The organism is Nocardia sp. NPDC051463, from assembly GCF_040681975.1.
GTDB lineage: Bacteria > Actinomycetota > Actinomycetes > Mycobacteriales > Mycobacteriaceae > Nocardia.
The window spans coordinates 1-22,384 of record NZ_JBFBAB010000021.1 but is presented as its reverse complement, the minus strand read 5'-3'; the positions used below and the strand labels follow the sequence as shown (position 1 = coordinate 22,384).

At 62.8% G+C, this 22,384-nt stretch carries 24 protein-coding genes; 8 read left to right on the top strand and 16 right to left on the bottom strand.

What is annotated here, in order from left to right; genetic code table 11:
- Window positions 1-10 precede the first annotated feature (10 nt).
- Window positions 11-493, top strand: a complete 483-nt coding sequence (locus AB0M74_RS24410; protein WP_366528603.1) for a hypothetical protein — start codon at window positions 11-13, stop codon at window positions 491-493.
- Window positions 494-554: 61 nt separating this feature from the next.
- Entirely contained in the window at window positions 555-722 is a 168-nt protein-coding gene (locus AB0M74_RS24405) for a hypothetical protein (RefSeq protein WP_366528602.1), read from the top strand.
- Between the two features lie 178 nt (window positions 723-900).
- Here the strand turns inward: AB0M74_RS24405 and AB0M74_RS24400 are convergent, their stop codons facing one another.
- Complete coding sequence (locus AB0M74_RS24400; RefSeq protein WP_366528601.1) at window positions 901-1,428, bottom strand: ArsI/CadI family heavy metal resistance metalloenzyme; 528 nt, start codon at window positions 1,426-1,428, stop codon at window positions 901-903.
- 99 nt (window positions 1,429-1,527) lie between these two features.
- On the opposite strand from AB0M74_RS24400, the gene AB0M74_RS24395 reads away from it, so the two are divergent.
- Window positions 1,528-1,881, top strand: a complete 354-nt coding sequence (locus tag AB0M74_RS24395; RefSeq protein WP_366528600.1) for an Rv2640c family ArsR-like transcriptional regulator — start codon at window positions 1,528-1,530, stop codon at window positions 1,879-1,881.
- A 116-nt stretch (window positions 1,882-1,997) separates the two neighbouring features.
- Here AB0M74_RS24395 and AB0M74_RS24390 read toward each other — a convergent pair whose 3' ends face one another.
- The 8 genes from AB0M74_RS24390 to AB0M74_RS24355 all read right to left on the bottom strand — a co-directional run bounded on the left by AB0M74_RS24390 (window position 1,998) and on the right by AB0M74_RS24355 (window position 11,702).
- Window positions 1,998-3,971 (bottom strand): endonuclease/exonuclease/phosphatase family protein, encoded by a 1,974-nt coding sequence (locus tag AB0M74_RS24390; RefSeq protein WP_366528599.1) that lies wholly within the window; start codon window positions 3,969-3,971, stop codon window positions 1,998-2,000.
- Window positions 3,972-4,891: 920 nt separating this feature from the next.
- A complete protein-coding gene (locus AB0M74_RS24385) occupies window positions 4,892-5,380 on the bottom strand; it encodes a hypothetical protein (protein WP_366528598.1) in 489 nt (162 codons plus the stop codon).
- Between the two features lie 1,173 nt (window positions 5,381-6,553).
- Window positions 6,554-6,997 (bottom strand): transposase, encoded by a 444-nt coding sequence (locus tag AB0M74_RS24380; RefSeq protein ID WP_366528689.1) that lies wholly within the window; start codon window positions 6,995-6,997, stop codon window positions 6,554-6,556.
- A 168-nt stretch (window positions 6,998-7,165) separates the two neighbouring features.
- Window positions 7,166-8,200 carry a hypothetical protein gene (locus tag AB0M74_RS24375; protein WP_366528597.1) on the bottom strand — a complete coding sequence of 345 codons (1,035 nt, stop codon included), beginning with the start codon at window positions 8,198-8,200 and terminating at the stop codon, window positions 7,166-7,168.
- A gap of 287 nt (window positions 8,201-8,487) precedes the next feature.
- Window positions 8,488-9,258, bottom strand: coding sequence for an ESX secretion-associated protein EspG (locus AB0M74_RS24370; protein ID WP_366528596.1), 771 nt, complete (start codon window positions 9,256-9,258; stop codon window positions 8,488-8,490).
- A gap of 177 nt (window positions 9,259-9,435) precedes the next feature.
- Window positions 9,436-10,599 (bottom strand): WXG100 family type VII secretion target, encoded by a 1,164-nt coding sequence (locus tag AB0M74_RS24365; RefSeq protein ID WP_366528595.1) that lies wholly within the window; start codon window positions 10,597-10,599, stop codon window positions 9,436-9,438.
- A 16-nt stretch (window positions 10,600-10,615) separates the two neighbouring features.
- Window positions 10,616-11,095 carry a hypothetical protein gene (locus AB0M74_RS24360; protein ID WP_366528594.1) on the bottom strand — a complete coding sequence of 160 codons (480 nt, stop codon included), beginning with the start codon at window positions 11,093-11,095 and terminating at the stop codon, window positions 10,616-10,618.
- A gap of 37 nt (window positions 11,096-11,132) precedes the next feature.
- Window positions 11,133-11,702 (bottom strand): DUF3558 domain-containing protein, encoded by a 570-nt coding sequence (locus tag AB0M74_RS24355; RefSeq protein WP_366528593.1) that lies wholly within the window; start codon window positions 11,700-11,702, stop codon window positions 11,133-11,135.
- A gap of 495 nt (window positions 11,703-12,197) precedes the next feature.
- On the opposite strand from AB0M74_RS24355, the gene AB0M74_RS24350 reads away from it, so the two are divergent.
- Window positions 12,198-12,746, top strand: a complete 549-nt coding sequence (locus AB0M74_RS24350) for a hypothetical protein (protein ID WP_366528592.1) — start codon at window positions 12,198-12,200, stop codon at window positions 12,744-12,746.
- Between the two features lie 74 nt (window positions 12,747-12,820).
- On the opposite strand, the gene AB0M74_RS24345 is transcribed toward AB0M74_RS24350, so the two are convergent.
- The 3 genes from AB0M74_RS24345 to AB0M74_RS24335 form a co-directional block, all read right to left on the bottom strand.
- Window positions 12,821-13,108 carry a hypothetical protein gene (locus tag AB0M74_RS24345; protein ID WP_366528591.1) on the bottom strand — a complete coding sequence of 96 codons (288 nt, stop codon included), beginning with the start codon at window positions 13,106-13,108 and terminating at the stop codon, window positions 12,821-12,823.
- 448 nt (window positions 13,109-13,556) lie between these two features.
- A complete protein-coding gene (locus AB0M74_RS24340) occupies window positions 13,557-14,468 on the bottom strand; it encodes an alpha/beta hydrolase family protein (RefSeq protein WP_366528688.1) in 912 nt (303 codons plus the stop codon).
- A gap of 343 nt (window positions 14,469-14,811) precedes the next feature.
- Window positions 14,812-15,333 (bottom strand): ADP-ribosyltransferase domain-containing protein, encoded by a 522-nt coding sequence (locus tag AB0M74_RS24335; RefSeq protein WP_366528590.1) that lies wholly within the window; start codon window positions 15,331-15,333, stop codon window positions 14,812-14,814.
- 368 nt (window positions 15,334-15,701) lie between these two features.
- On the opposite strand from AB0M74_RS24335, the gene AB0M74_RS24330 reads away from it, so the two are divergent.
- The 3 genes from AB0M74_RS24330 (at window position 15,702) to AB0M74_RS24320 (ending at window position 18,941) form a co-directional block, all read left to right on the top strand.
- Complete coding sequence (locus AB0M74_RS24330; RefSeq protein ID WP_366528589.1) at window positions 15,702-16,583, top strand: alpha/beta hydrolase; 882 nt, start codon at window positions 15,702-15,704, stop codon at window positions 16,581-16,583.
- A 140-nt stretch (window positions 16,584-16,723) separates the two neighbouring features.
- The gene (locus AB0M74_RS24325; RefSeq protein ID WP_366528588.1) at window positions 16,724-17,734 is read left to right on the top strand and encodes a helix-turn-helix domain-containing protein; all 1,011 of its coding nucleotides are present in this window, start codon (window positions 16,724-16,726) and stop codon (window positions 17,732-17,734) included.
- Between the two features lie 388 nt (window positions 17,735-18,122).
- Window positions 18,123-18,941 carry a hypothetical protein gene (locus AB0M74_RS24320; protein WP_366528587.1) on the top strand — a complete coding sequence of 273 codons (819 nt, stop codon included), beginning with the start codon at window positions 18,123-18,125 and terminating at the stop codon, window positions 18,939-18,941.
- Between the two features lie 228 nt (window positions 18,942-19,169).
- On the opposite strand, the gene AB0M74_RS24315 is transcribed toward AB0M74_RS24320, so the two are convergent.
- From AB0M74_RS24315 to AB0M74_RS24300, 4 genes are all read right to left on the bottom strand, one after another.
- The gene (locus AB0M74_RS24315) at window positions 19,170-19,649 is read right to left on the bottom strand and encodes a hypothetical protein (protein WP_366528586.1); all 480 of its coding nucleotides are present in this window, start codon (window positions 19,647-19,649) and stop codon (window positions 19,170-19,172) included.
- Window positions 19,650-19,684: 35 nt separating this feature from the next.
- The gene (locus tag AB0M74_RS24310) at window positions 19,685-20,260 is read right to left on the bottom strand and encodes a DUF3558 domain-containing protein (protein WP_366528585.1); all 576 of its coding nucleotides are present in this window, start codon (window positions 20,258-20,260) and stop codon (window positions 19,685-19,687) included.
- A gap of 379 nt (window positions 20,261-20,639) precedes the next feature.
- Entirely contained in the window at window positions 20,640-20,849 is a 210-nt protein-coding gene (locus tag AB0M74_RS24305; protein ID WP_366528584.1) for a DUF397 domain-containing protein, read from the bottom strand.
- Window positions 20,846-21,736, bottom strand: a complete 891-nt coding sequence (locus AB0M74_RS24300) for a helix-turn-helix transcriptional regulator (protein WP_366528583.1) — start codon at window positions 21,734-21,736, stop codon at window positions 20,846-20,848. Before AB0M74_RS24300 ends, AB0M74_RS24305 begins: the two co-directional genes overlap by 4 nt.
- Window positions 21,737-22,068: 332 nt before the next feature.
- On the opposite strand from AB0M74_RS24300, the gene AB0M74_RS24295 reads away from it, so the two are divergent.
- Window positions 22,069-22,384, top strand: a 316-nt coding sequence (locus AB0M74_RS24295; RefSeq protein ID WP_366528582.1) for a hypothetical protein, incomplete at its 3' end; no start/stop codon positions are given.

The following is a 22,384-nucleotide window of genomic DNA, read 5'->3' as shown; positions in this document are numbered from 1 at the left end:
CAGTGCGGTCGTGGCCAATCCTCCTGCTCAGCACCTGAACAATCCCGAGGCGCTGTATCAAGTTGTGGCGGATCGGCGTCTGCAATACGAGAACCTGCTCTGGCAGGTGCCCGCCGTCAGTCTGACCGCCCAAGCTTTCTTGTTCAGCGTCGCGCTGAGCCAGAACATCGAGTCCTTTCCTCGGATTCTCGCCGGTTTGCTCGCGCTGAACCTGTCGGTCATCTCGATCATGCTCATGGCCAGCCACTACCGAGCCGAAAGCCGGGATGCTGAGTGGCTGGAGCGCTTCGAGCAGCAGGAGCTGGGTGCGGGCGCTTGGAGCCCCCACGGCGCAGAATTCCGACCGCAGTACATCTCGGACCCCGATGCCGGCTGGGTCGACAATCTGATACATCTGAGGCTCATGTTCCAGATATGGGTTGTCGGTCTGGCACTGTTCGGCGTCGTAGCCATCTTGATGATTGTGAAGACCCTGATAACCGGGACTGTCTGACTCGGGGCACGCCCCGAACCGGTATCGCTGTGATCGATTTCGCCGCGACTATCGTGGGGGTATGGGCGTTATGGGCGAGTTGTTCCCGGGACAGAAGCTGACCGATGAGGGCAGCGAGGACAGCGACGGCCAGCCACATCGTCCTCGGTTCGACATCGATTTGGATACCGGGGTGGCGCGGTTGCCGAGGTCGGCTGCGCGACAACCCGCGGAGGGAACGGCCGAGTAGGTGCTTGCCTCGGTGGGAGTCGGAACACGGTTCCATCTCATTGCGTCTGCCTCCGGATGCCACGGAAGGCCCGGTCCGCTGATCGGGTCATGGGGTCTGCGCAACACCTCAGTTGAGGGGATGCGCTGGATTTCAGGATCCGAGCGGACCGGGCCATTGATTGCCGGAACTGTCGGCGTCAGCCGCAGCAACCGGCGCCGGAGGCTACGGCTGCACTCCTGGCCCGGCTGCCGCAACATGCGCCCTCTTCGGCCGCCTCCTGCGTGGTTCCGCAACACGGGCCTTCCACGGCGTCGGCATTCGTGGTGATTGCGGTGCTTTGCGGTGCGGTACCGAAGGTTTCGCTGTCTGCGAGCACTGTGTAGACCTCCCATCGCTCACCGCCGGGCGCGGTGACCCAGACCTTGTCCTGGGTGGCGAAGCAACATGTCGTCGCCATCTCCTCCTCGGTGAATACACCTGCTTGCGAAAGTCGGGCGATCTCCGCGTGCACCTGCTCGCTGGACTCGACTTCGACGCCGAGGTGGTTGATGCTGCCGCCCTTGCCCGGGTTCTCCAGCAGCACCAGCTTCAGCGGCGGCTGCGCGATCGCGAAGTTCGCATAGCCCGGCTTGCGCTTGGCGGGTTCGACACCGAACAGCGTCGAGTAGAACTTCACCGCCACGTCTACATCGTCGACATTGAGGGCGAGCTGGATACGAGACATGAGGACCTCCACCTTTGAGATGTATGTCGAATTGCTTGGGATGTCCCGATCATGCCCACCATTTCGACATATGTCAAGATCCTCGGGTACTGTGGGGCCATGCCGAAAGCATTGCCTGTCATCGATGTGACCGCGCCCATCTGCTGCGCCCCGGTCGCGGCCGGACCGGTCGACGACCAGGCCGCCCTCGAGGTAGCCCTGCGCCTCAAAGCCTTGGCTGACCCCGCGCGGGTCAAACTCATGTCACTGCTGCTGGCGAAGGGCGAGCAAGCCACCGGACAGCTCGCCGAGGTCATCGGGCTGTCGGAATCTACGGTCAGCCATCACCTGGGCCAACTCCGAGCGGCCGGGCTGATCGAATCGACCCGACACGGCATGAGCGTCCGGCATCAGCCACTGCGGAATGCGTTGTCCGCCTTGTGCATTGTGCTCGACCCGAACTGCTGCACCTGAGGGAACTGTCGATGTATCCGCCAGGCCATACCGAGGTGAGTGGCCAGGAGGGCAAGGATTCGGTTTCCGGGAGTTGGTCGGGTTCGCCGCCTGCGACGTCGTCAATGTTCCTTGTGCTAAATCAGGAATCTCGTCCAGGGTGATTCATATTCCCGCCGATGAGAAAATGGTTCAAGAGAGACATTGACCTGCATGATTGCGACGTAATCCGAGCCGTCGCCGGTCATGACGTTGGGTGCGTATCGGCGTCCCGCGAATGCGTGGAGCAGTTGCGAGGACTTCGGCGCGACCACATCACGATTCTTTCCGATCGCCGTTCGATCCGTTGTGATAGGTCCGACCGTGTCGACTTCGACCAGGGAGATCTCCATCTGGATGTCACCGCGTCCATCGAATATCAGGGTCTTTCCCGGTTTATATGAATACTCGTGACGCTCGCCCATCGACATCGTAAGGGGGTCATATTCGACCTTGGCGCGCGGCCGCGTGTCCGACCCGGGGATGGTACCGAACGGATTATTCGGTTGCAGCGCAATACCTTTGTCTTCCGGACCCGGTTCCGATGCGGTGGGGGCGCGTTGGGGAATCGGTTTCGCACCTTGGTAGATTCTTCCCGAGACGTCGACTTCGTCGGGGTCTTTCTTGGACCAGTGCGGCACGCCCGCACCGTCGGTCAATTCGAGTGCGTGGATGTATTTCAGCCAGGCGGCCGTCCTCCGAACCTTCCGATTCAGTTTGTGCGTGACCGTCGACATATCGAAGGTGGTATAGATCGCGTAGTGGTCCGACAGGTCGATACCAGGAGTGAGCTCGTAGGCGTACACCGCCATATGCGTGACGTGAGCGGTGATGTGTTCGCCTTGGTCGACGAGGGTCAAATCGATCCGTCCACCGTTCTTGCCGCGCTGGGGGCTCAACAGCGGGAGCGCTTCCTTGCCTGGGCGGTATGTGCTGGCGCCGTCGTTTGTGATGGGGTCGTATCGGTTGGTGTCCGAGGGTAGCCACATCTGGTACTCGGGCCACAATTCCCTGGCATCGGGGAGATTGTCCGCGAGAGTTTTGCGGTCGGCCGTTTTGTTGGCGTCGATGTTGAAGTCGCCCACGATGATCACTGGCAACTCGAGGTCGCGTACCGCCATGATCCAGGAGTCGAGGTGGCGCAACTGAGCTTCTCGCTTTCCCTTCGCGCCGCTTCCGACACCGGCATTGGTCGGCCAGGAACACGAAGCAGCGTTGCCTGCCTGCAGGTGGGTGCCGACCACGCAGAATTCCGGTCCATCGCTCGGGGAGACACGCACCATCACCGCGCCCTTGTTGGCAAGGCAGTCTTCGCCGCAACACGAGCGAAAGATCGTGGTCTGTACCTCTTTGATCGGGTGGCGGCTGACGACGAGCAATCCGCTGTCTTCCTCGGGATCCTTTTCGTCGGGTCCCTCTGCGCTGTGCGGGAATGTTTTCTTGACCGCTTTCACGAGCTCGGCGCGTTCTGCGTCGCCCATCATCTCGGCCAGCACCACCACGTCGGCTTTCGACCGAGATACAGTGTCGATCAGTGCCTTCAGCTGCGCGGCGCGCCCACGACCGGTGTAGATCTGTTTGTCGATCACAGCCTCACCGAAGATCTTCAACTTGGCCCTGTTCTGGGTGACGCCGACGATATCCATGCCGATGAGGGCGGTGTTGTAGAACATGACGGAGCGCGGTTTCTCCGCGACCGAGGTGATCGTGCCACCTTCGAATCGGCACACGGTCGTCTTCCCGTTCACCTCGGGCATATCGATGGGATAGCCGAACGGCCCGTATTCCCTGTGCGATGTGGTCCACAGCTCGTACACGCCGCCTCGTGGGACTGCCCCGACGACTGCTTTTCCGTCGCTATGCGTGTACCTGTAGAGAATTCCATTCGTGAAGTGACGGAATTTCCCACCGATTTCATTCGTCGACTCGCCGGCGCTCGCCGGTTCGCCGAGCCAGGCCAGCTTCGCGGCCAGTTGGCCGACTGCGGACAATGCCTGTCGGAGATCCGCCACGTTGTTCACGGCATTGATCGTGGCGATAATTTTTGGATCAAGTACGGCGGCGCTCGCCATCGGATCACTGTTCTCGGGCACGATTGCCCCCTAACGATAGTTGTGGCTATTGTCCGGCGCCCCCAACGAATCGGGTGATTCCGGCCTTCCTCGTTGCGATCGACTTCCTGTATGACGGCACACACCCGAAGACCGAGAAAGCCGCGTCCAGGAGGCGGGGTCGTCAACGAGATGTGTGCGCGCATTGCAGCCATCGGAAGGGACGGGAGTTGCTCACTTCCGACTCGCCGGTGTCGCCGACAGCGACTTTTGGCGTACCGGTCGGCACCGTGCTGCTGTTCGCCGAACATCGAAGACTTGGGTTCGTGCCTCGAGGTTTGGCCACTCAGCGTCTCGAATGGCGTGCGGGGCATCACGAGTAGAGCGCTACTCGAAAAGATCGCGCAGTGGACGCCCGGGGTCAGGTGCCGCAGAGTGCGCGGCGAGTACTGCAACGGCGGTCAGGGGCTGGGTGGCCTCGGTGTCGGTATGCCGGGAGGCAACACCATACGACAGGTCTGCCGGCGCCGATTCGGACGAGCGCCCCTGCGGTACTGCTGCCGGGCAGTGTTGTGGCGACCCTCGAGAACCGGGCCTATCTGCTGGCGATATCAGCCGCGGCAACCGGTGCCCGGAGGCTACGGCTGCGCTCTTCGCCCGGCTGCCGCAGCATGCGCCTTCTTCGGCCGCGTCCTGCGCGGTTCCGCAATATGGGCTCTGTGTGGCTTCCGCACCGCTGATCAGCACGGCCTGCGGCGAAGGCGCGGATCGAGGTGGCAAGCGCCGGGCGACGACGCCTCTCGAACGTCGTCACCGGATGGTCGGGAACGCGCGCGCCTTGCTGCCAGCTGTCTGATCAGTCGATCGAATGTGTTGCAGGACAACTGATCAGCGGCAGTGCCGGGCCATACCACGGTTTGGCCCGGCACCGCTTCGTGCGCTCAGCTGATCTGGACGCGCGAGCCGAGGGTGAAGTTGTGCCCCTTGGCGGAGCAATTGGTAGCAGCGCCATGGGGAAGGCCGCCGATGCACGTGACACCGGCGTAGCTGATGCGGGTGCCCTGGTAGACGACGCCGTCTTGGCGCGGCACGTCGGTGATCCATCGGCTGCCCGGCCGTCCGTGCTGGCCACCGAGGCCGAAGGTCGGGTGGGCGGGCAGGGCGGGTGTGTCGATGGTGACATCGGTGATGGGGATGATGCCCCACAGGGTGTAACCAGGGCGGAGGTCGCAGCCGACATCGCCGTTCGGGTGGATGGCACAGTTGGCACTGCCGAGCCAGTCGGAGAAGTACACGGTGTCGCCGACCATGAAGTCCGACAGGTCGGCCTCGACCAGATGATCATTGGGTGCGCCGGCCGCAATAGTATTGCCCGCCAACGTGATTGCCACCGCTGTCACGGCGGCTCCGAAGAAGGAACGTGCATTCATGATCACGACCCTAAGCAGCGAGTACGACGAAACCTATCGGACATGGCTGAATGAGCCGGATTGTGACATCGAGCTGTTGCCGGCAGCGGACATCTTTGGGCGCGATGGCTGTTGGCGTGCGCGATCCGCTGAGCTCGATCCGGTCGCGCAGGTGAGGAGATCGCGGCAACCCCGGGCGTCAGTGAATCTGGTGCGCCGAGGGCACCGGACACCTGGCGTTGTGGCGGCGAGTCGACGGACACGGTGTGCGTCGCAGATGATGAGAACCTTTGCACAGCAATGACTTTGACGCCCGCCGGTCGGTGCCATCTCGATCATCGATGCGCTGAAGCCGTGCCCACGCCATTGCACGCTGACACCCCTAGGTCGCGCCATCAGACGGCGGACTTCGACTCCGCCCGGTAGGTCGTCGTGGTTGACAATGCGAATAGCAGCCGACAAGATATTCGCTTGCCGGGCCTAGGCTGGGCTGTACTACGCAAACGGGGGTGTTATGTCGAGTCCGACGAAAAGTGCGCTGGCAGTCCGTTTCTGTCGCGAGGTGTCGCGATGACCAACAGAGGATAGTCGACGATTACGACGAGGCGAGTGCTGAGACGACGAGCCCCTACGGAGTTAGAGGACACCTCTCGCGATTCTGCCAAATTTGATGACGCGACCGTCACCGACGGCACAGCAAGTGGCCGGGTATACGGATAAACGGACGCAGTAACCGGCATTCACTGAAGATGGGAGCGGCGATTGGGTTGGGCTGTAAGGCGATCGATGTACACGACTGCGGGACTGATATCTATCGTGCTCATATCGGGATGCGGGATAGCAAGCAAAAACCCTGCACAACAAAACTCTGACCACACCCTTGGTGAGCAGTGTGATAATACGCTCGGATTCTTTGGAAAAGACCTCGGAATAGCCGATGTGAGTATCGAATATGGGTCCGACAAGCCCGAAGGGGTAATAGGGCGAGGAGCTACCTGTACCATAACGCAGGCATCCTTGGTGGGGTGGGGCAAACACGGCTTCGGGTGATGCTGCCGAGTGAGACGGATCCTCCTCTGCTCAAAGACGATCCGAGCTATATTTCCCAAACTGGATACGACGAGAAAGTATGGCTGAAGCGCGCCGACGATGCGGTTCGTATTGCCACCAAGGTCGACGGTTGGCAGGGGACACTCACAACCACACGGGTTTGATCAAGGCTGAAAGCGGTGAATCAAAGTTCAAAATCACGGACCAGCAGATCCGTAACGCATCACAGTTCCTGATTGGTTTGACCAGGGAACTCGGGCAGTGAGCCCTTTTGGCCCTCAGCTGAGAGTCGTTGTCACCGTTGAGGATTGGGCGGTCGCCAACGTGAATGGAGAAGGCCACCCAGGTCGGGTCTCGTAAGTGGGTGGGGGGCCTGCCTTCATCCATGTCGTAGCCGTAGACGCTCTTCTGATGCCTGCAACAGGCGGGCACGTCACGCCACGGTGTCCCGCAACGGGTCCGCCATCGGATGCCGTCGATCAGCTGGCGGTTCGCCCATGTCGGCGGGCGGCCCGCCTTCTTGCCGCGAGGCGGCAGCGGTTCCAACCGTGCCCACTGGGCATCGGTCAGATCTGCTCGCCTCGTCACCGCTACGCGGGGCACGAGGTCTCCGGCGTTCAGTTGCTTCTTGGTCGAAACAAACTCATCTACCGGAGGCCGCACCTTATTACCAACGCGGCCAATACCTTCGGACCCATCGGTTGTGGGACGCCGCTTCGCAGCGCCCCACAACGCAAACCCCCATTGAGACACTGCCTAGCAGCGTTCATACTGACTCGCGTAGGGCTGCGACTCCGGTGAAACATCGCGCCAGGATGGCTGGGGGCAACCGCCGATGAAGACCGCGAAAGTGGGGCCGTTGCGTGTCTGGATCGTGTAGTCGACCACGGCACCGGGCTGGGCCAAGTAGGGAAGATGCTTTTCGGCGAGTTGTGTTGCCTGCGCAGCGGTGAGTTGCTGTCCGACAGGAGGGTATATCGCGACGTCCAGGGTGCGGCCTGCTTTGCCGGGCGGGTCGTATACGGAAATCTCGACGAAGAACGGGGTGGGTTGATCGGTCAGGAACCACTCCCACATCTCGAGTTCGCTAGTGGACGGAAAGCGGGGTCGGCTGGACGGGAACAGGGGGCGACGGTCCGAGTTGAGCCACCCGGGTTCCAGTCTCGAGTGATCGTTGATCGCGCTGCCGTCGCCCTCATCAAGGGTGGCCACCGTCCAGTCGTTGGATGCCAGTTCTGGGAAGTCCTGGATGATTCGGCGCATCGCCGCGATGGCACGGTGGGGTTCCGCCTGGGAGCCCGCTCCGACGCCGATGGCGTTGCTCATCTGGTCTACGTCGATGCCGCGTGACGACCAGTGCACCTGCGTGCCGGGGGCCGAGACTCTCGCCCAGGTGTGTGCCGAGTTCGCTTCCCTGCTCACGTCCCGACCGAACCGCCAATTCGCATAATAAGAGTCCGTCATCCGGTCGAGATGGACCTCGGTCTGGTCGCCTTGGTAGCGCGGCGGAAGCTGCTGGGCGCCCATGGCACGCACCACGGACGCGGCCTCGTCCGGTGTGGCGCCATCCTCGAGCCGCACGAAGAGCCGGGAATGGTACGTGCGGGACTTACCCTCGTAATCGAACAAATGCGACGCATCGAGCACCCCGGGAAGCGCCCGGAGGGCAAACTCGATCACGCGTGACCAGTTGTCACGCTCGGCCTGGTCGGGTCCTCGTGTCGGTATAGAACATCCGGTCAGCAGGACTGCCGCCATCATCAATATCACGGTGGGGACGGTGAAGCGCATAGCGTTCATTCTGCGCCGACAAGCTGCGGAGTCGATCATGCGGGAGTGCCGGCCGGGGGGCGGGCGTGGGCCCGCCTTCATCCACAGCCTTACCCACTTCGGCTGCTCGCCGAGCGTAGTCATATGGCGGTCGAGTACGCCCTGGGCGGCAACCATTCGACTGCGCTCGACGGACTCCCCGACCCGGGGCTCGATACGGCAGAAGCTATCCGGACGCGGCGGCTGGGCGGGAGCCCTGGGGGAGGTGCGGCCGATTAGGGGTTTGAACCCGATTGGGTGAGTGCCGGTTACCAGCGGTCTTCTTCGGCTTCGCGGAGTCGTTGGGTGACGCGGTCGATCCAGTCGCCGAAGTGCGCGGTGAGGTCGCTGGGGGTGGTGGGGCGGACGGTGATGTGCTGGCCGCGGAATTCGGTGTAGCGGCCGTCGCCGCTGATGTCGTGCCATTGCACGGTGTTCAGTGGGTCGGTGAGTTTGTTGACCGGGCCGGTGTAGAGAAGCGCGGATCCGCCGCCATCGGAGGGGCGATGGAGCAGGCGCTGGTAGCGCTCGCGGGGGGTGTTACGGCTGATGCTTTCGAGGTGGCCGTTGGGGCGCCCGTAGAGGTCGTCGGGGTGGAAGGTGTCCGGTGCTTGTGCGCCGGGTTTGCAGGGCGGCAGGGCACTGGCCAGTTGCGCAGTGAGATGGTCGACGGGGAACAGGCGGCAGCGGATAGGGCCGTTGGAGTCGCCGAAAGTGGCTTGGGCCAGCGACATGGCGCGGTGGTCGTTGCGCGCGCCGACGACGCGGTAAACACGTGTTCCGCCCTGGGGATTCTTGTGGTGGGTTGTGCCGCCGAAGATTTCGATGCGCATGGTCGAGGTGGTCAATGTGTGCAGGGCGAGCTGGATCTCTTCGAGCTCGTCGCGGGAGTAGCGCTCACGCACGGTGACGCGGTGGGCGTCGAAATCGTCGCGATAAGGAAAGCGACTGGTGAAGCGGAGTGGATTGGGGAACCGGTCGTTCGCGGGGCTGAACCATAGCGCGGCGAAATCGTCGGGCTCCCAAGTCCATTCAGCCATCTAGAGATTCCAATCGGTCGTGCGGGGTGGGTTTGTGCGGGTCCGCGTTCGGCGGGCGACAGTGGTGCTCCGGATTCATCGGCGGGTGGTTGCGCGCGACACAGGACGCGCGCGGCTTGGTGCCGCGCGGTCCATTGCTGTCCGCGATTCGCCGCCGAACGGGATATCTGGGGGTGGTCAGCTGCGTGGTGGTGGCGGAGGTGCGGGGTCTGCGCCGATCACACCGCCGGGGACGGTCCGTGCGATCTCTCCGATCAGCTCCGCAGTGTTGGCTTCGTTGATGAGGTAGTCCGGTGTCTGGTGGGTGTTTTCGTCATCGGACTTGCCCCGGCCGGCGCCTGCACCCATACCGCCCATACCCGGCATACCGCTGCTGCCCGCGAGTCTGGCCGCCGCAGCTGCCGCCGGATTGGCGCCGGTGGGTGTGCCGGGGACTCCGGGGACGCTGCGGCCCGGGCTCGGGGAGCCGGAGGGTGTGCCGGAGCCGCCGGGAGAGCCGGGGTGCCCGCCCGGCGTGCCCGCCGGAGTGGTCGGAGTGCCGGATTTGGACGGGTCGAGCGCGGTGGGGGTGGTCGGGGTGGTCGGTGTGCTGCTCGGGTCGGTCGAGGTCGGATTGGTACTGGATGGGTTGGTGTCCTGCGAGGTCGGCTGTTCTTCGGTCGACTTTTCCTCGGACTTCTTCTCGTCCGGGTTCTCGTCGCCCGTATCTGTTGGATTGCCGCTCTTGCCAGGGGAATTGGGGTTTCCCGAACCGCCGGGCGTGCCCGGGCCGTTGTCTCCGGGCACGGTGGGACCGGAGATGTCCAGAGGATTGGTGGGGTTGAGTGCGGTGGGGAGGACCGGGACCCGCCCATCGAACTCGGCGAACTTTTTCACGTAGTTTTCGAGCATGGCGTTGCGAGCGCCTGCGGTTGCCTCGCTGCGAGTTTTTTCTTCCTCCGAGGCACGTGGTGGCCAGACGTTCGCGGTCCAGGAGTGGTGGTTGGCCTCCGGGATTCCGTTGGCGACGGTGCGAATCGCGTCGGCGGCGGCCTCCATGTCGTTGGACATCTGGGTGATCAGCGGGGTCAGCTCGTGAGCGTCTTTGACGTAGCGGGTGATCGCGTCTTTGGCTTTATCCGCGGCCGAGCCTTCCCATGATTCGGCGATCGAGGCTTGGACCGAACGGGCGAAGGTTTCGAGGCCTTGATCCCATTGGGTGGCGACGTTGGAGTACTTCATGGCAGCGTCGTGGGCGTCTTTGGGGTTCAACGGGGTGAACGCTTCCTCGATTTCGGTGCGTTCCCAATGGAATACGTTCTCCCCGTGCGGGGGGATTTTGGTGGACTCGGTGCCAGTCAACGGATCGCCCCTTTCCTTACAGCCCTGGCCAGGAGAAGATCTTCGCCTGGGCTGGTGGTTGCTTCGGGAGGTTCGCCTCCAGGTCCTTGTATTTGGTGGCCTGGTCGGTATCGACGCCGGTGAGGCGTTCGCGGACGGTGCGGAACAAGGTCTGGAAGTCTTCGATGACCTTGTAGTGCGACGCCATGACGTCGTAGATGTTGTTCGGGTTCTGAGTGCTCTGTGACTTCTCTCGCCAGCGCGAGACCATCGTCTTGGCTGAGATCAGGTCGCGATCTCCCTGCTTCTCGAATTTTTCACCGAGACCCCATTTATCCTGGTTGGCAACCTCGGTCATCGCTCCTTGAATCTGCAGGATGGCGATTTTGAAGTACTCGCAGTCGCGGTCGAGGTAGACGAATTTCTCGAGATCCATCCGCACCGTCAGTCGACCTTCGCGGGCTTCTGTGATCAGGTTCGCCAATGGGCTCGGTGAAGTCTTGTCGTCGCTGGCCATGTGGGACCCCTCCCCAGTTTGTTCTTCGAAGCAGTGGTCAGGCGGTGGCGGGCAGACTCGGGACGACCTTCTCCGCCAAGTCGCGAGCCAAGTCACATGAGTTAAGACTGCCTGTGTCGGTCGCCTTCGGGTTGTTCAGGTTGAATTCGAGGCTGCCGCCCTTAATCTCAACGTCCACGGTGCATGCCTCTTTGATGGACGGGCCATCGAACTGGCGTGTCGAGATCGCTCGCCTGCCGCCGATGGTGAATTCGGTTGCCTCAGTGAAGTTGCGGCTGCGGACGAGATCGACGGTCAGATTCGTCGTACGGATGCTCACCGAGTAACTGCTCGGCTTTACCCACCGGCATCCATGCCATTTGACCCCGCTGCTCGTGTCGCTGTTGGCTGTGACCGGCGAGCCTAGCTTCTCCGCGTCCAGCACACCTTGGGGAACGTCCTTACACGGGTCATAGCTGCTCGGTACATCCGCCGCAAGCGATGGGCCCGCACTCGTCGGAGTCGCTGGCTTAGCGTCCCCACCACTCGACGGCCCACATCCCGACAACAAGACAACAGCCCCGACCGCAGTCGCAGCACCGAGCAGCGTGCTTGCTCTGCTGGTCATGTGTTCCTCCCGGTCGCCGGCTGTATCGATGACATCGATCAGGGCCGGCCCGGCTCCCCGCCCCCTGTTCAGCTGGATTGACCGTACCGGCCGGTCAACCAGCGTGCAACCGTCCCCAGGCGGGTTTACGGCGAAGTAGGAGGCGCGCTGTGGACGCGGACTGAGAACTGGATGCATTCTCGATCAAGGCATTTCGAGACCGATTACGGCGCAGAACATTACAGCCCGCCACGCTGGCAGTTCATTGACGCCCAGTACCTCGGCGCGCTGCTCTGTGACGGAGCTGTCTTCCATAGCGAACTGCCGAAACGTCCACAGACGGCACGCCCGAAACGTCATGCATCTGCGCCCAGTTCGCCGCACAGTACATTCTGATGACGCACCACGTCGGCCACCCGGCGCGCCTGGTCGGCCTGCGACCGTCGTACAGGTACGGGTTCGGCTCCCACCGCCGCCACCTGCGTGAAATCCGACCACCCGGACAACAATCATGTCGTGTCGCCATCGACATCCTCCGCTGAGAAACACCTCGAAGCAGTCGTGGCAACGCTGCGCGGCCAACGTCTCGTCGAGGTCGTGTACTACCCGTTGCCCATCGACGATGCTGCCCCGCTCGCCGCTGGCTGGGACTTCGGCGACCGGCACGAACCCACCATGGGCGTTGAGCTGATCACCGACCTCGGTCATCGTTACTCAGCGATCTGGCACAACACCTTCGACGAGTACGGACTCGAAATCTTCCCGAAGTCGATGACCGATTTCTTGGTCGGCGGGCCGGGAGGCAGTGCCGCGGTGCCGGTGTCCGACCACCCGCACTGGGCCGGGCTGATCGGCAGAGAAATCGCTGCCGAAATCTGCTGGGACCACGATCCCAATGGCACAGCCCGGGTGCCGTCGGCTATCCGACTCGGCTTCGTATGGATCGCCGCGGGATGCTCAGTGGGCACAGGATCGGCAGCCAGCTTCTGGCTCGGCACCGACGACGTCATGGTCGTCTTCACTCCGGAACTGGCTTCCCGGATAGGCATCACGAAAGACCTTTGAGTCCAGGTCGAACCGCCCCGAACAAGAGACCGTCCAAAGTTGGCAGTCCAAGCTCGTTTCAATATCTGTCAGTGTCACGACTGCTGCAGGCGCGAATGCAACTCATCGAACCGGTTCCCCAGCACCGTGTAGGCCTCCAGCCATCCGCTGCTGGCCGCGATCTCACACAGCGGCCCGGTCGGCACGAACAGGAAGGAAAGATCGGGCAACCGGCTCAAATCTCCCTGCCTGATGCGCTGGGCATGATCGGTCAGATCATTCACGAGCTCCCGCTCATCCGAGTATCGGGATTGCCAGATCAGCTCCTGTGGATCGCGTTTCACGATTGCCAACACCTGATCGAGGATGCCGACGATCTCCACCGCGACCGACTTCACCCCGCCAGCATGCCATGCCCGGACCGGACACCGTTCGCTGACGACCGATCAGTGTGTTCGGGTGCTAGTGCCCCGTCCAGATAGATCGCTGCGCTACCCACTCCGGCTGCGCGCCGAGCGTAGGCATATGGCGGTCGAATACGGCCTGGGCAACCACCATTCGACTGCGTTCGAAGGACTCCCGGACACAGGGCTCGATACGACAGGAGCTATGTGGACGCGGCACTAGGACCGAGGTTTGCGTTCAGGCGTATGCCTGCCGACGTGACGTTCGGACAGCAAGCATCCGGATAACCGGCGCGCACCACGACTACTACGTGCCCGGCGATCACCGATGTGGCAGGCCGGTCACCGAATTCGCGCCGCTATCGCTCGACCACGATTGCCCTGCGAACCTCGCCCAGAGCCGCGACCTTGTTCGTGACAGGTTCCGTCAGCGCACGCCCAGAGCATCGAGGATCATCGGACGCGCAGTCGCCAACGCCTGCTGCCAATAGGGCCAGGTGTGGGTGCCGTTGACGATGTCGACGCGAGCGGCGATTCCGAGCGCCGTGATTCGATCATTGAACATTTGGGTGGAGGCTGTCGCCATCGCCTCGAGGGCCATCGCGTTGATCGTGTTGCCGATTCCGTACCGCTGGTCGAGCGGACCGGGCACCCCGTTTCCCGCCCAGAGGTATATCGGCAGCCCGCGCAGGGATTCTGCCTGCACAGTGGCATCGTTGCGGGTCCAGGCCGGGTCCTTGGTCGGACCCCACATGTCGTCCACGTTGAAGTTGCCCTCGTCCCACATGGCAACGCGCATCGCTTCGTTCCAGAGCGGATACGTCGGATGCACGAATCCCGAGAAGGATCCGGCGAACTTGAACTGGTCGCGATGATGGCCGGCCAGCGTCAGAGCGGCGTTGCCGCCCATAGAGGCTCCGACGATGGCGTTGTTGGTTCGCGACACGCCGTACTGTTGCAGGAAGGCGGGCAGTTCCTGGGTGAGGAAGGTCTCCCACTTGTATGTCGTTGTCTGACGGTTGGTGCTACTCGGCCGGTACCAGTCGGTGTAGAAGCTCGAGTGACCGCCGACGGGGAACACCAAAGTGACGTTGTCGCCGGCGAACTGGCGCAGCACATCGGTATCGGTCGTCCACTGATTGTGGTCGGCGGGCGCACGGAAACCGTCGAGCACGTACAGGGCGGCGCTCCCGCCGCGGTGCGCCCACTGCACCTGGACTTTGATCGGCCCCATGCTCGACGGTACGAAGAGCTCCTGGTAGCCGCCCGCCGGTGCGCGCAGTACAGGCGTGTGGATCGGCGCGGCGGTGGCGACCGTCGCACCGATTGACGACATCAGCCCAGCCGTGGCTATGGCAGCGCCGGTCTTCCTCAGCCAACCACGAATTCCCCGCTGGTTCACGGATCGCGCTGCTCCACCCACCCCGCATACCTCCTGTTTGTTCCCCGGTCGGTGACCGAGGACACCCGAATTCGACTGTCGCTCAGATCAAGTAACTTGCTGGGCGCTTGCGGTCCCGCCAAAGCTCAGCGCAACGACCATCGTAGGTTGTGCCGCAATCACTCTCGACTTGCGTGAACGCGCAGCGCACGGGGCGGAGCTCCATCGGCGCGTACATGCACTCGAGACTTGCTCGAAAAATTGCTGTCCAGAATGTGGAGTTGTCGGTAGTCGGCGGTCGTCAACTCTGCCGTCGCGCTTCACCTTCATACAGCGGCACAACGGCTGTCACCACCAGTGGGGAGGCACGCCCCGACCTGCACGCACGAATCCGCAGCAATGGCACGAGTGAGAGGTACCCAGCATGCCCCGTTGGGAATCCGTGGATGTGGTTCGTGGGGCCGGGGGCAGTTCGACGCTCAGGACACGAGGGTCGCTCGTCCGAATCGGTCAACGTCACGGTGCACAACCCGCCGCGCGCGGCCTTGACGCGTGTTACCTCGAGCTGAGTGCCCGGCAACAGAACGAATTCCTCTTCGTCGGTGAACGCGGAGAAATTCCGGATGCTCACGGCCCGGGCGGGGAGTACCTCGAAAAGTGTTCGCTTGCCGCGACTGCCGAGGAATCCCCGTGCCACGCTCGGCTGAGACGTGCAAGACGACACTCCCCACCAGGTCACGGTCCGACCCAGCGGATACTGCGCACGCAGGTCCAACGACACCCCCCGCCACAATGGCTCGCTGCGGGCGGGAAGCTGTGACACCGCCGAGAACAGCAGCCGCAGGTACTCTCACAACCGCCGGATCTGCCCACTGGGCTCCGGTCACTTCGAACCTGTTGCGCTGGTCGACTTTCACAAGGTGGCACAGTCGACGGCTCTGTATTCGACGAGGGCTTGCCGCGTAGGCCGATTCGCCGGTGTTCGGTCGTTCTGGAGGGTCTCGAATTTCGCTACCAGTGGGGAGGGCAACCCCGACCTTGCAAGGTCGGTGACAATGGTCAGGATCTGACGAAATCGGCCGTCCGGCTGATTCTTCCGGCCTTCGGTATCGGTCCCGCCGGTCTTCCGGCGTTCAATTCCAGCAGGTCGCAGTCGCGGCCAATGGATGGTTCCGCTGGAAGGAAACGACAATGACCGAGTATGTGACGCTCGAACACGGACAACTCGCCTGTGATGTGGTCGGTGACGGACCGCTCGTGGTGCTGTCGCATGGCATGGGTACCGTGCGGCACGACTTCCGCCACCTCGTCGGCCCCTTGGCCGCGGCGGGCTACCGGGTGGTCAACGTGGACATGCGCGGGCACGGCGAATCGAGCCTCGACTGGCCTTCGGTGACCGGGAAGGCCGCTATCAGCCGCACCGATGTAGCGGAGGATCTGCTGGGGGTCATCCGCCACTTCGGCGGCCCGGCGGTGATCGTCGGGCACTCGCTGTCGGGCGGCGCGGCGACGATCGCCGCGGCGCAGGCCCCGGAGCTGGTGACCGCGATCGTCGAGATCGGACCCTTCACCCTCACCCAGAGCCTGCACGCCGGAGCCCTGCTCACCAACCGCCGATACCGTCGCGGCCTGGTCCGCCTCGCCCTCACCTCGATGATGAACTCGCTGCCCTGGTGGCGGCGGTATCTGGACCTCGCCTATCCGACCAAGCCCGCCGACTACGACCGGTACCTCGCGGGCCTCGAGAACATCCTGCGGCAGCCCGAGCGCTGGGCGGAATTCATGAAAACCGGCCAGACCACCCCTGCGGACGCGCACGCCCGGTTGGCGGATGTCCGCTGCCCCGCACTGGTGATCATGGGTTCGGCGGAACCGGATTTCGCTGATCCCGAGGCCGAAGCGAACGCGATCGTGGCGGCCATGCCGGACGGTTTGGGCCGGGTCGTGATGGTCGACAACGGCGGACACTATCCGCACGCCCAATTCTCGGATCGTGTTGCCGCAGTGATCATCCCGTTCCTCGATCAGCACGTGGTGCGCGGCACGAGCGCCGGAGTCGAGCGCGTCGGCTGATGCGGCTGTCTGGGAGGGCCTCCCGATCGCCATGGCGCGCGGCGATACTCCCGCTGCGCGCGGCGGTGGGGGAGCCCGACTGCCGTCACTGTTACGCACGGACCGTGGCGGCCACCTGTCCCGACTGCGATGATGGCGGAATGCCCGTGCCGCGCACCATTGTTTTCGTCGTCTACCAGGGCATGCAGCTGGTCGAATTGGCCGGGCCGATGGATGTTTTCGGGTTCGTCAACGCGGTCACCGAGAAAACGTTGTACCGGCTCGTGACCGCCTCGCCGCAGGGGCGGTCGATCAAGGCCGACGGCGGTCTGACCATCGCGGTCGAACACGCGCTCCATGACCTGGCCGCCTCCGCTGAGGAGATCGACACCCTGATGGTCGTCGGCGGCTGGATCTCCGAACCGGTGTCCGCGCAAGTGGCTCGCGAATTGCCCGCCCTGGCCCGCAAATCCCGCCGAGTGACCTCGGTGTGCTCCGGCGCGCTGCTGCTCGCCGCGGCCGGCCTGCTCGACGGTTACCGAGCCACCACGCACTGGGGTACGACCGATCGACTGGCCCGCACCTACCCTCGTGTCACAGTCGAGCCCGACCGCATCTACGTCCACGATCGCAACCGCTGGACCTCCGCGGGCGTGGCCGCAGGCATCGACCTCGCCCTGGCCCTCGTCGAGGACGATCACGGTCGCGAAATGGCGCAGCAGATCGCCCGCGCCTTCGTCGTCTTCACCCGCCGCTCCGGCGGCCAAGCCCAATTCAGCGCCCAACTGCGCGCCCAGCCCGCCCGCACCCCTGCCATCCGCGCCGTCCAGCAGTGGCTTCCCGACCATCTCGACGACAACCTCGCCGTCTCCGCCCTGGCTCAGCGCGCCGGGATGAGCGAACGCCATTTCGCCCGCGCCTTCCGCGCCGAAACCGGAACCACCCCAGCCGCATTCGTGGAAGACCACCGCATCGAAGCGGCCCGCCGCCTGCTGGAATCCACCGAACTCACCATTACCGCCATCGCCCGCGCGGTTGGCTACCGACATGGCGAAACCCTCCACCGAGTCTTCACCCGCCGCCTCTCCACCACCCCCGAGCGTTACCGTCAGCACTTCGCCACCGGCCCAAGCCTCGCCGAAGACCGTCCCGTGAGCCCGGCGCACAGCTGATCCTTCGGCGACCCGTCGCACTCTCTCGAGTTGTCCTAGTGCTTGGCGTGGTGGCTTTGTACACCCTGTGGAAAGTCGCCACAACGTTCCGAAGTATGCCCCCCAGGGGGGCGGAGGACAGGTTCGTGCCCGGGTCCGGTCGACCGCCAGAGGCAGGGTATGGAAGGCCCGCCATGTGCGCGGCGGCCCCGCAGCCACATCGCGCGCTGCTATGTTCATGCCGGAAGCGGTTGCGCCAGTAGGACAGTGCTGGGATAGAACCGGGGTAGGGGCCAGTCTCGCGATGACGGGGTTCAGCGAAATCGCACAGATCGTCAAAAGGTCTGCCAATCAATGCGTCGAGGCCGCCAGGGCGTTGGCAGGCGGGGTGTATGGCCGATACCATTCCGTGAGCGGTGAACTGGGCCATAGGCCTGAACTGGGCGCTACCGACCACACCGTGGCCCGCGAATTGAGCGATGTCGGCGACGGCATGCCGACAGTATCGAGCCCGCCTCAGTGGACCCCGATGCCCCGGCTCACGCTGAACACCGCCGCACCGCAGAGCTTTCAAGACATCTACTCCCACGTCGAGCAGCATGCCAGCCCCCATCTGGTCGGGGACCGTGCGTTTCTGGCATCTCGGGCTTGGGACGAAGGCATGCGAATGATGGAAGACGACCTCCGTCGACGAGGCGTCACTGGTCGCGAGCATGGTGTGGCCATGGGTGATTGGTCTGACCAGCTGTATCGGGACGCCCTCGACGCCAATCCGCGCTACCGGGTGCCCTACAGTGCGAGCGAACGTGGGCTGCGGTATCCGCGATCGCCGTTGTATCGCGGTGATCAGCGACCGCCGCACGAGGTTTTTCTCCATGGCTTCGAACCGAGAGGTACCAACGAGGACTTCGACGATCACCTGGTAGGTGACAGTACCTCGAACTATGTTTCGACCTCGACCGATGCGGCGCATGCGAACGACCACACGGGCGTCGACGAACGCGGGTACGTCTACATCATCGAGGACGCCCCTGGCGGTATCGACGTCAACCTCTGGTACGCATCGAAGGACCAGCCCGTCGCCGCAGACGAGCTAGAAATAGCCTTCAAAGGCGGTGTCCCAGCTAACAAGATCAAAGGTGTACTCATCGATCCGACCGACCCGTCGGCAGGATTCACTCCTAATCCACATTTTCAGCCGACGAACTGGGACGATTCGGGTACCTGACAGGTCCGCCGGACGGTTCCGTTATCGGTTCATCTGGCCGGAATGCGACATGCGGCGACCATTGCTGGATTGCGACTGAATGTAGTTCATTTCTCCCTCTCCTCCCCTTCTTGATACCAATCATCATCTTTACTGTCGTAAAGATCGCTTGTACTGCTGGGTCAAGTCGCCGATAGCGGCTTTGTCAAATGGGGATGATTGGCAGTGCTTTCGTCCGGTCCGCTTTCCTTACAGGCCCGGCCAGGAGAAGATCTTCGCCTGGGCTGGTGGTTGCTTCGGGAGGTTCGCCTCCAGGTCCTGGTATTTGGTGGCCTGTTCGGTGTCGACGCTGGTGATGCGTTCGCGGACGGTGCGGAACAGCGTCTGGAAGTCCTCGATGACCTTGTAGTGCGACTCCATGACCGCGTAGATATTGTTCGGGTTCTGCGTGCTGTGTGACTTCTCTCGCCAGCGCGTGACCATCGTCTTGGCTGAGATCAGATCCCGTTCTCCCTGCGGCTCGAATTTCTCGCCGAGCCCCCACGTATCTTGCCTCGAGATCTCGGACATTCTCGCCTGCATGTCTCGGATCTGGTCCATAAAGTATTGGCAGTCGCGGTCGACGTAGACGAACTTCTCGAGATCCATGCGCACCGTCAGCCGACCTTCCCGAGCCTCCCCGATCAGGTTCGCCAATGGGCTCGATTGAGCCTTTTCGTCGTTTGCCATGCCGGTCCCCTCCCAGTCGTTCCGTGAAGCAATGATCAGGCACTGGCGGGCAGGCTGGGTACAACCTTTTCTGCCAACCCCCGAGCGAGCACGCATGAGTCGATGCTGCCCGTGTCGCGATTCGACGGGGGATTACTCAGGTTGAAATCGAGGCTGCCGCCCTTCATCTCGACGTTCAGCGTGCAGGCTTCTTTGATGAACGGGCCGTCGAACTGGCGGGTCGAGATCGCTCGCCTACCGTTAATGGTGAACTCGGCCGTCTCGGCGAAGTTACGGCTGCGCGTGGCGTCTACGGTCAGATTGGTGGTGGTAATACTCACTACGTAGCCGTTCGACCGTATGTAAGCGCAGCCTCGCCACTTGACTCCAGCGCTCGTGTCGTCGTTGACGATGCGGGTTTGGCGCAGCTTCTCCGAGTCCAGCACTGCCTGCGGGACGTCTTTGCACGGGTCGTAGGCGCTCGGCGCATCGGTTGCCTGTGTTGGTCCGGTGTTTGTCGAGCTTGCGGAGGGTTTGGCTTCACCACCGATCGATGGGCCACATCCCGACAACAAGACAACAGCCCCGACCGCAAACGCGGCACCGAGCAGTGTGTTTTCCCTGCTGATCATGTGTGTTCCTTCCGGCCGCCGGCTGTATCGATGACATCGATCAGGGCCGGCCCGGCACCCCGCCCCCTGTTCAGCTGGACTGAACGTACCGGCCCAGTCAATCAGCATGCAACCGCCCAGGGGCGTGGCTCCAGCGAAGTAGAAGGTGTGTGCTGCGGATACGGACAGCGACCTGGATGCCTTGCTAGTTCGCAGAGTGCCTATGACTTCCACGCGGATGTCGGTGCTGGATTGCGGTCTTCGGCCCGGCGGCATTCTTGATCATGATGCCGCCGAACTTCTTGCGCGGGAAGCGCTTTCGTGGTCTGACGACAGCCGAAGGCCTGATTCCGACGTGGGCTCGTCGAACGAGCCGCTTGGTGGGTTTGTGGTGTCTGGTTCAGGCGGGGCGGTCGAACTCTCCGTTCGTGATACCAGCGGTGAAGGCGTCCCATTCGCCTGGTGTGAAGATCAGTGCCGGGCCAGCTGGGTTCTTGGAGTCACGGACGCCGACATCGGCCCCTTCAAGCCAAGCCACCTCAACGCACTCGGTTTGGCCGCTGCTGTGGCTGCTCTTGAACCAATTCACCTCGGACAAATCAGTATTCACGCTGCGTAGCTCCTTGCTGCCCGCCTGAGCAGGTCTCGCGATCTCGTTGCATCCATGCAGGTACTCCGGATGGCTGTAGCAAGCTCAGCATAACGTCGTACATCTTCGACACGCTCGAGGTAGAGGTCCGCCTTACCGGCACCTTCGAAGTAGACCAGCGGTGGCTCAACCGGCTCGCCCTTGGCGTCGGTGCCGAAGTCGAGGATGACGAACGGACCGTGCAATAGCCCCCGCATTGATCCGCTGGTGAACGGGTGAATCTGGAGTGAGAGGTTGGGTAGCTTGCTGATCTCGGCCAAGTGCCGCAGCTCTGCGGCCATGATGCGGGGGCTGCCGACGATGCGGTGTAGAGCAGATTCATGAAGCAACAGTTCAAGTCTCACTGGCCCGGATTTGCGGGTGAGGATGGCTTGCCGTTTCAGTCGCAGTTCTACCCGACGGTCGATGTCGTCCTGGCTGCTATCGCAGTAGAACGCGCTGATCAGCGCACGTGCGTAGTCAGGCGTCTGCAGCAAGCCCGGGACAATTTCATGGTACGAAATCAGTTGACGTGCAGAGGCTTCGAGTCCGACATACATATTGAATGTCGAATCGCTGTAGAGGCCATCGAACGCCGTGTGCCAGGTCTTGACCTGTGCTTGCTCAGCGAGTTTGAGCACGCGGCTGGTTTCATCGTCCGACACCCCGTACGTCTCGCAGAGAGCTCGGATCTCGCGAATCTTGACCTTCGCCACTTGGGCAGTTTCGATGCGGTGTAGGCCACTCTTGCTTAGCTCGGCCAGCCTTGCGGCTTGGTCGAGAGGAAGTCCCTGCCCCTCGCGGGTTTCGCGGAGGAAGCGCCCTAGCTGACGCCGGGGCAGGGTCGAAGCGTCGTCTTCGTCGGTCAAAGTTCTTGCACCCCCTGCAAATCTGGGACGGTCGCGACTCGAATGTGGAACGCACTGTACGTCTGAACCGGGATACGTCCTGCGGATTTGGGACAACTATGTTTGGGAATCCCAGATAGCTCGTCTCATCGTATCGCTCGTGGTCTGCTTGGTAACAGCGTTTGGATGACACTGCAGGTCATCGCCCCGAGATGTCGTCAAAAATCCGGAGCTGCACCAACTTCAGCTAAGTGCTGTGGCTCGAAATCCATGCCCGCGAGCGAAATAACGATCGTTGCTGCCGGTCACCCGAACGCCCCAAACCAGCACACCGACCAGGTTCCGGGGGAACCATGACTCACACGCAAGCCATCAAGTCACCATCGACGAACGACAAACCGAAAGCCATTGGTTTCGTGCGCAACGACGTGTCCGGTCTGCATGCGCCACGCCACGCCAACGACGTGCAACGACACGCCCGGACACTCGGCTACCACTACGTGTACACCGTGCGCCCACCAGCCGACGTCGACCCGATCGGATACGCACTCGGCATCGCGGCCGGGCTGGGCATGGGACTGCCCCGAGTTCGGTTGACTCGCGGGTGTGGTCTTTCAGGCCGCGAGCGCGGGCCGGTTTATTGTCTCGTACTCGATCGGGGTGAGTTTG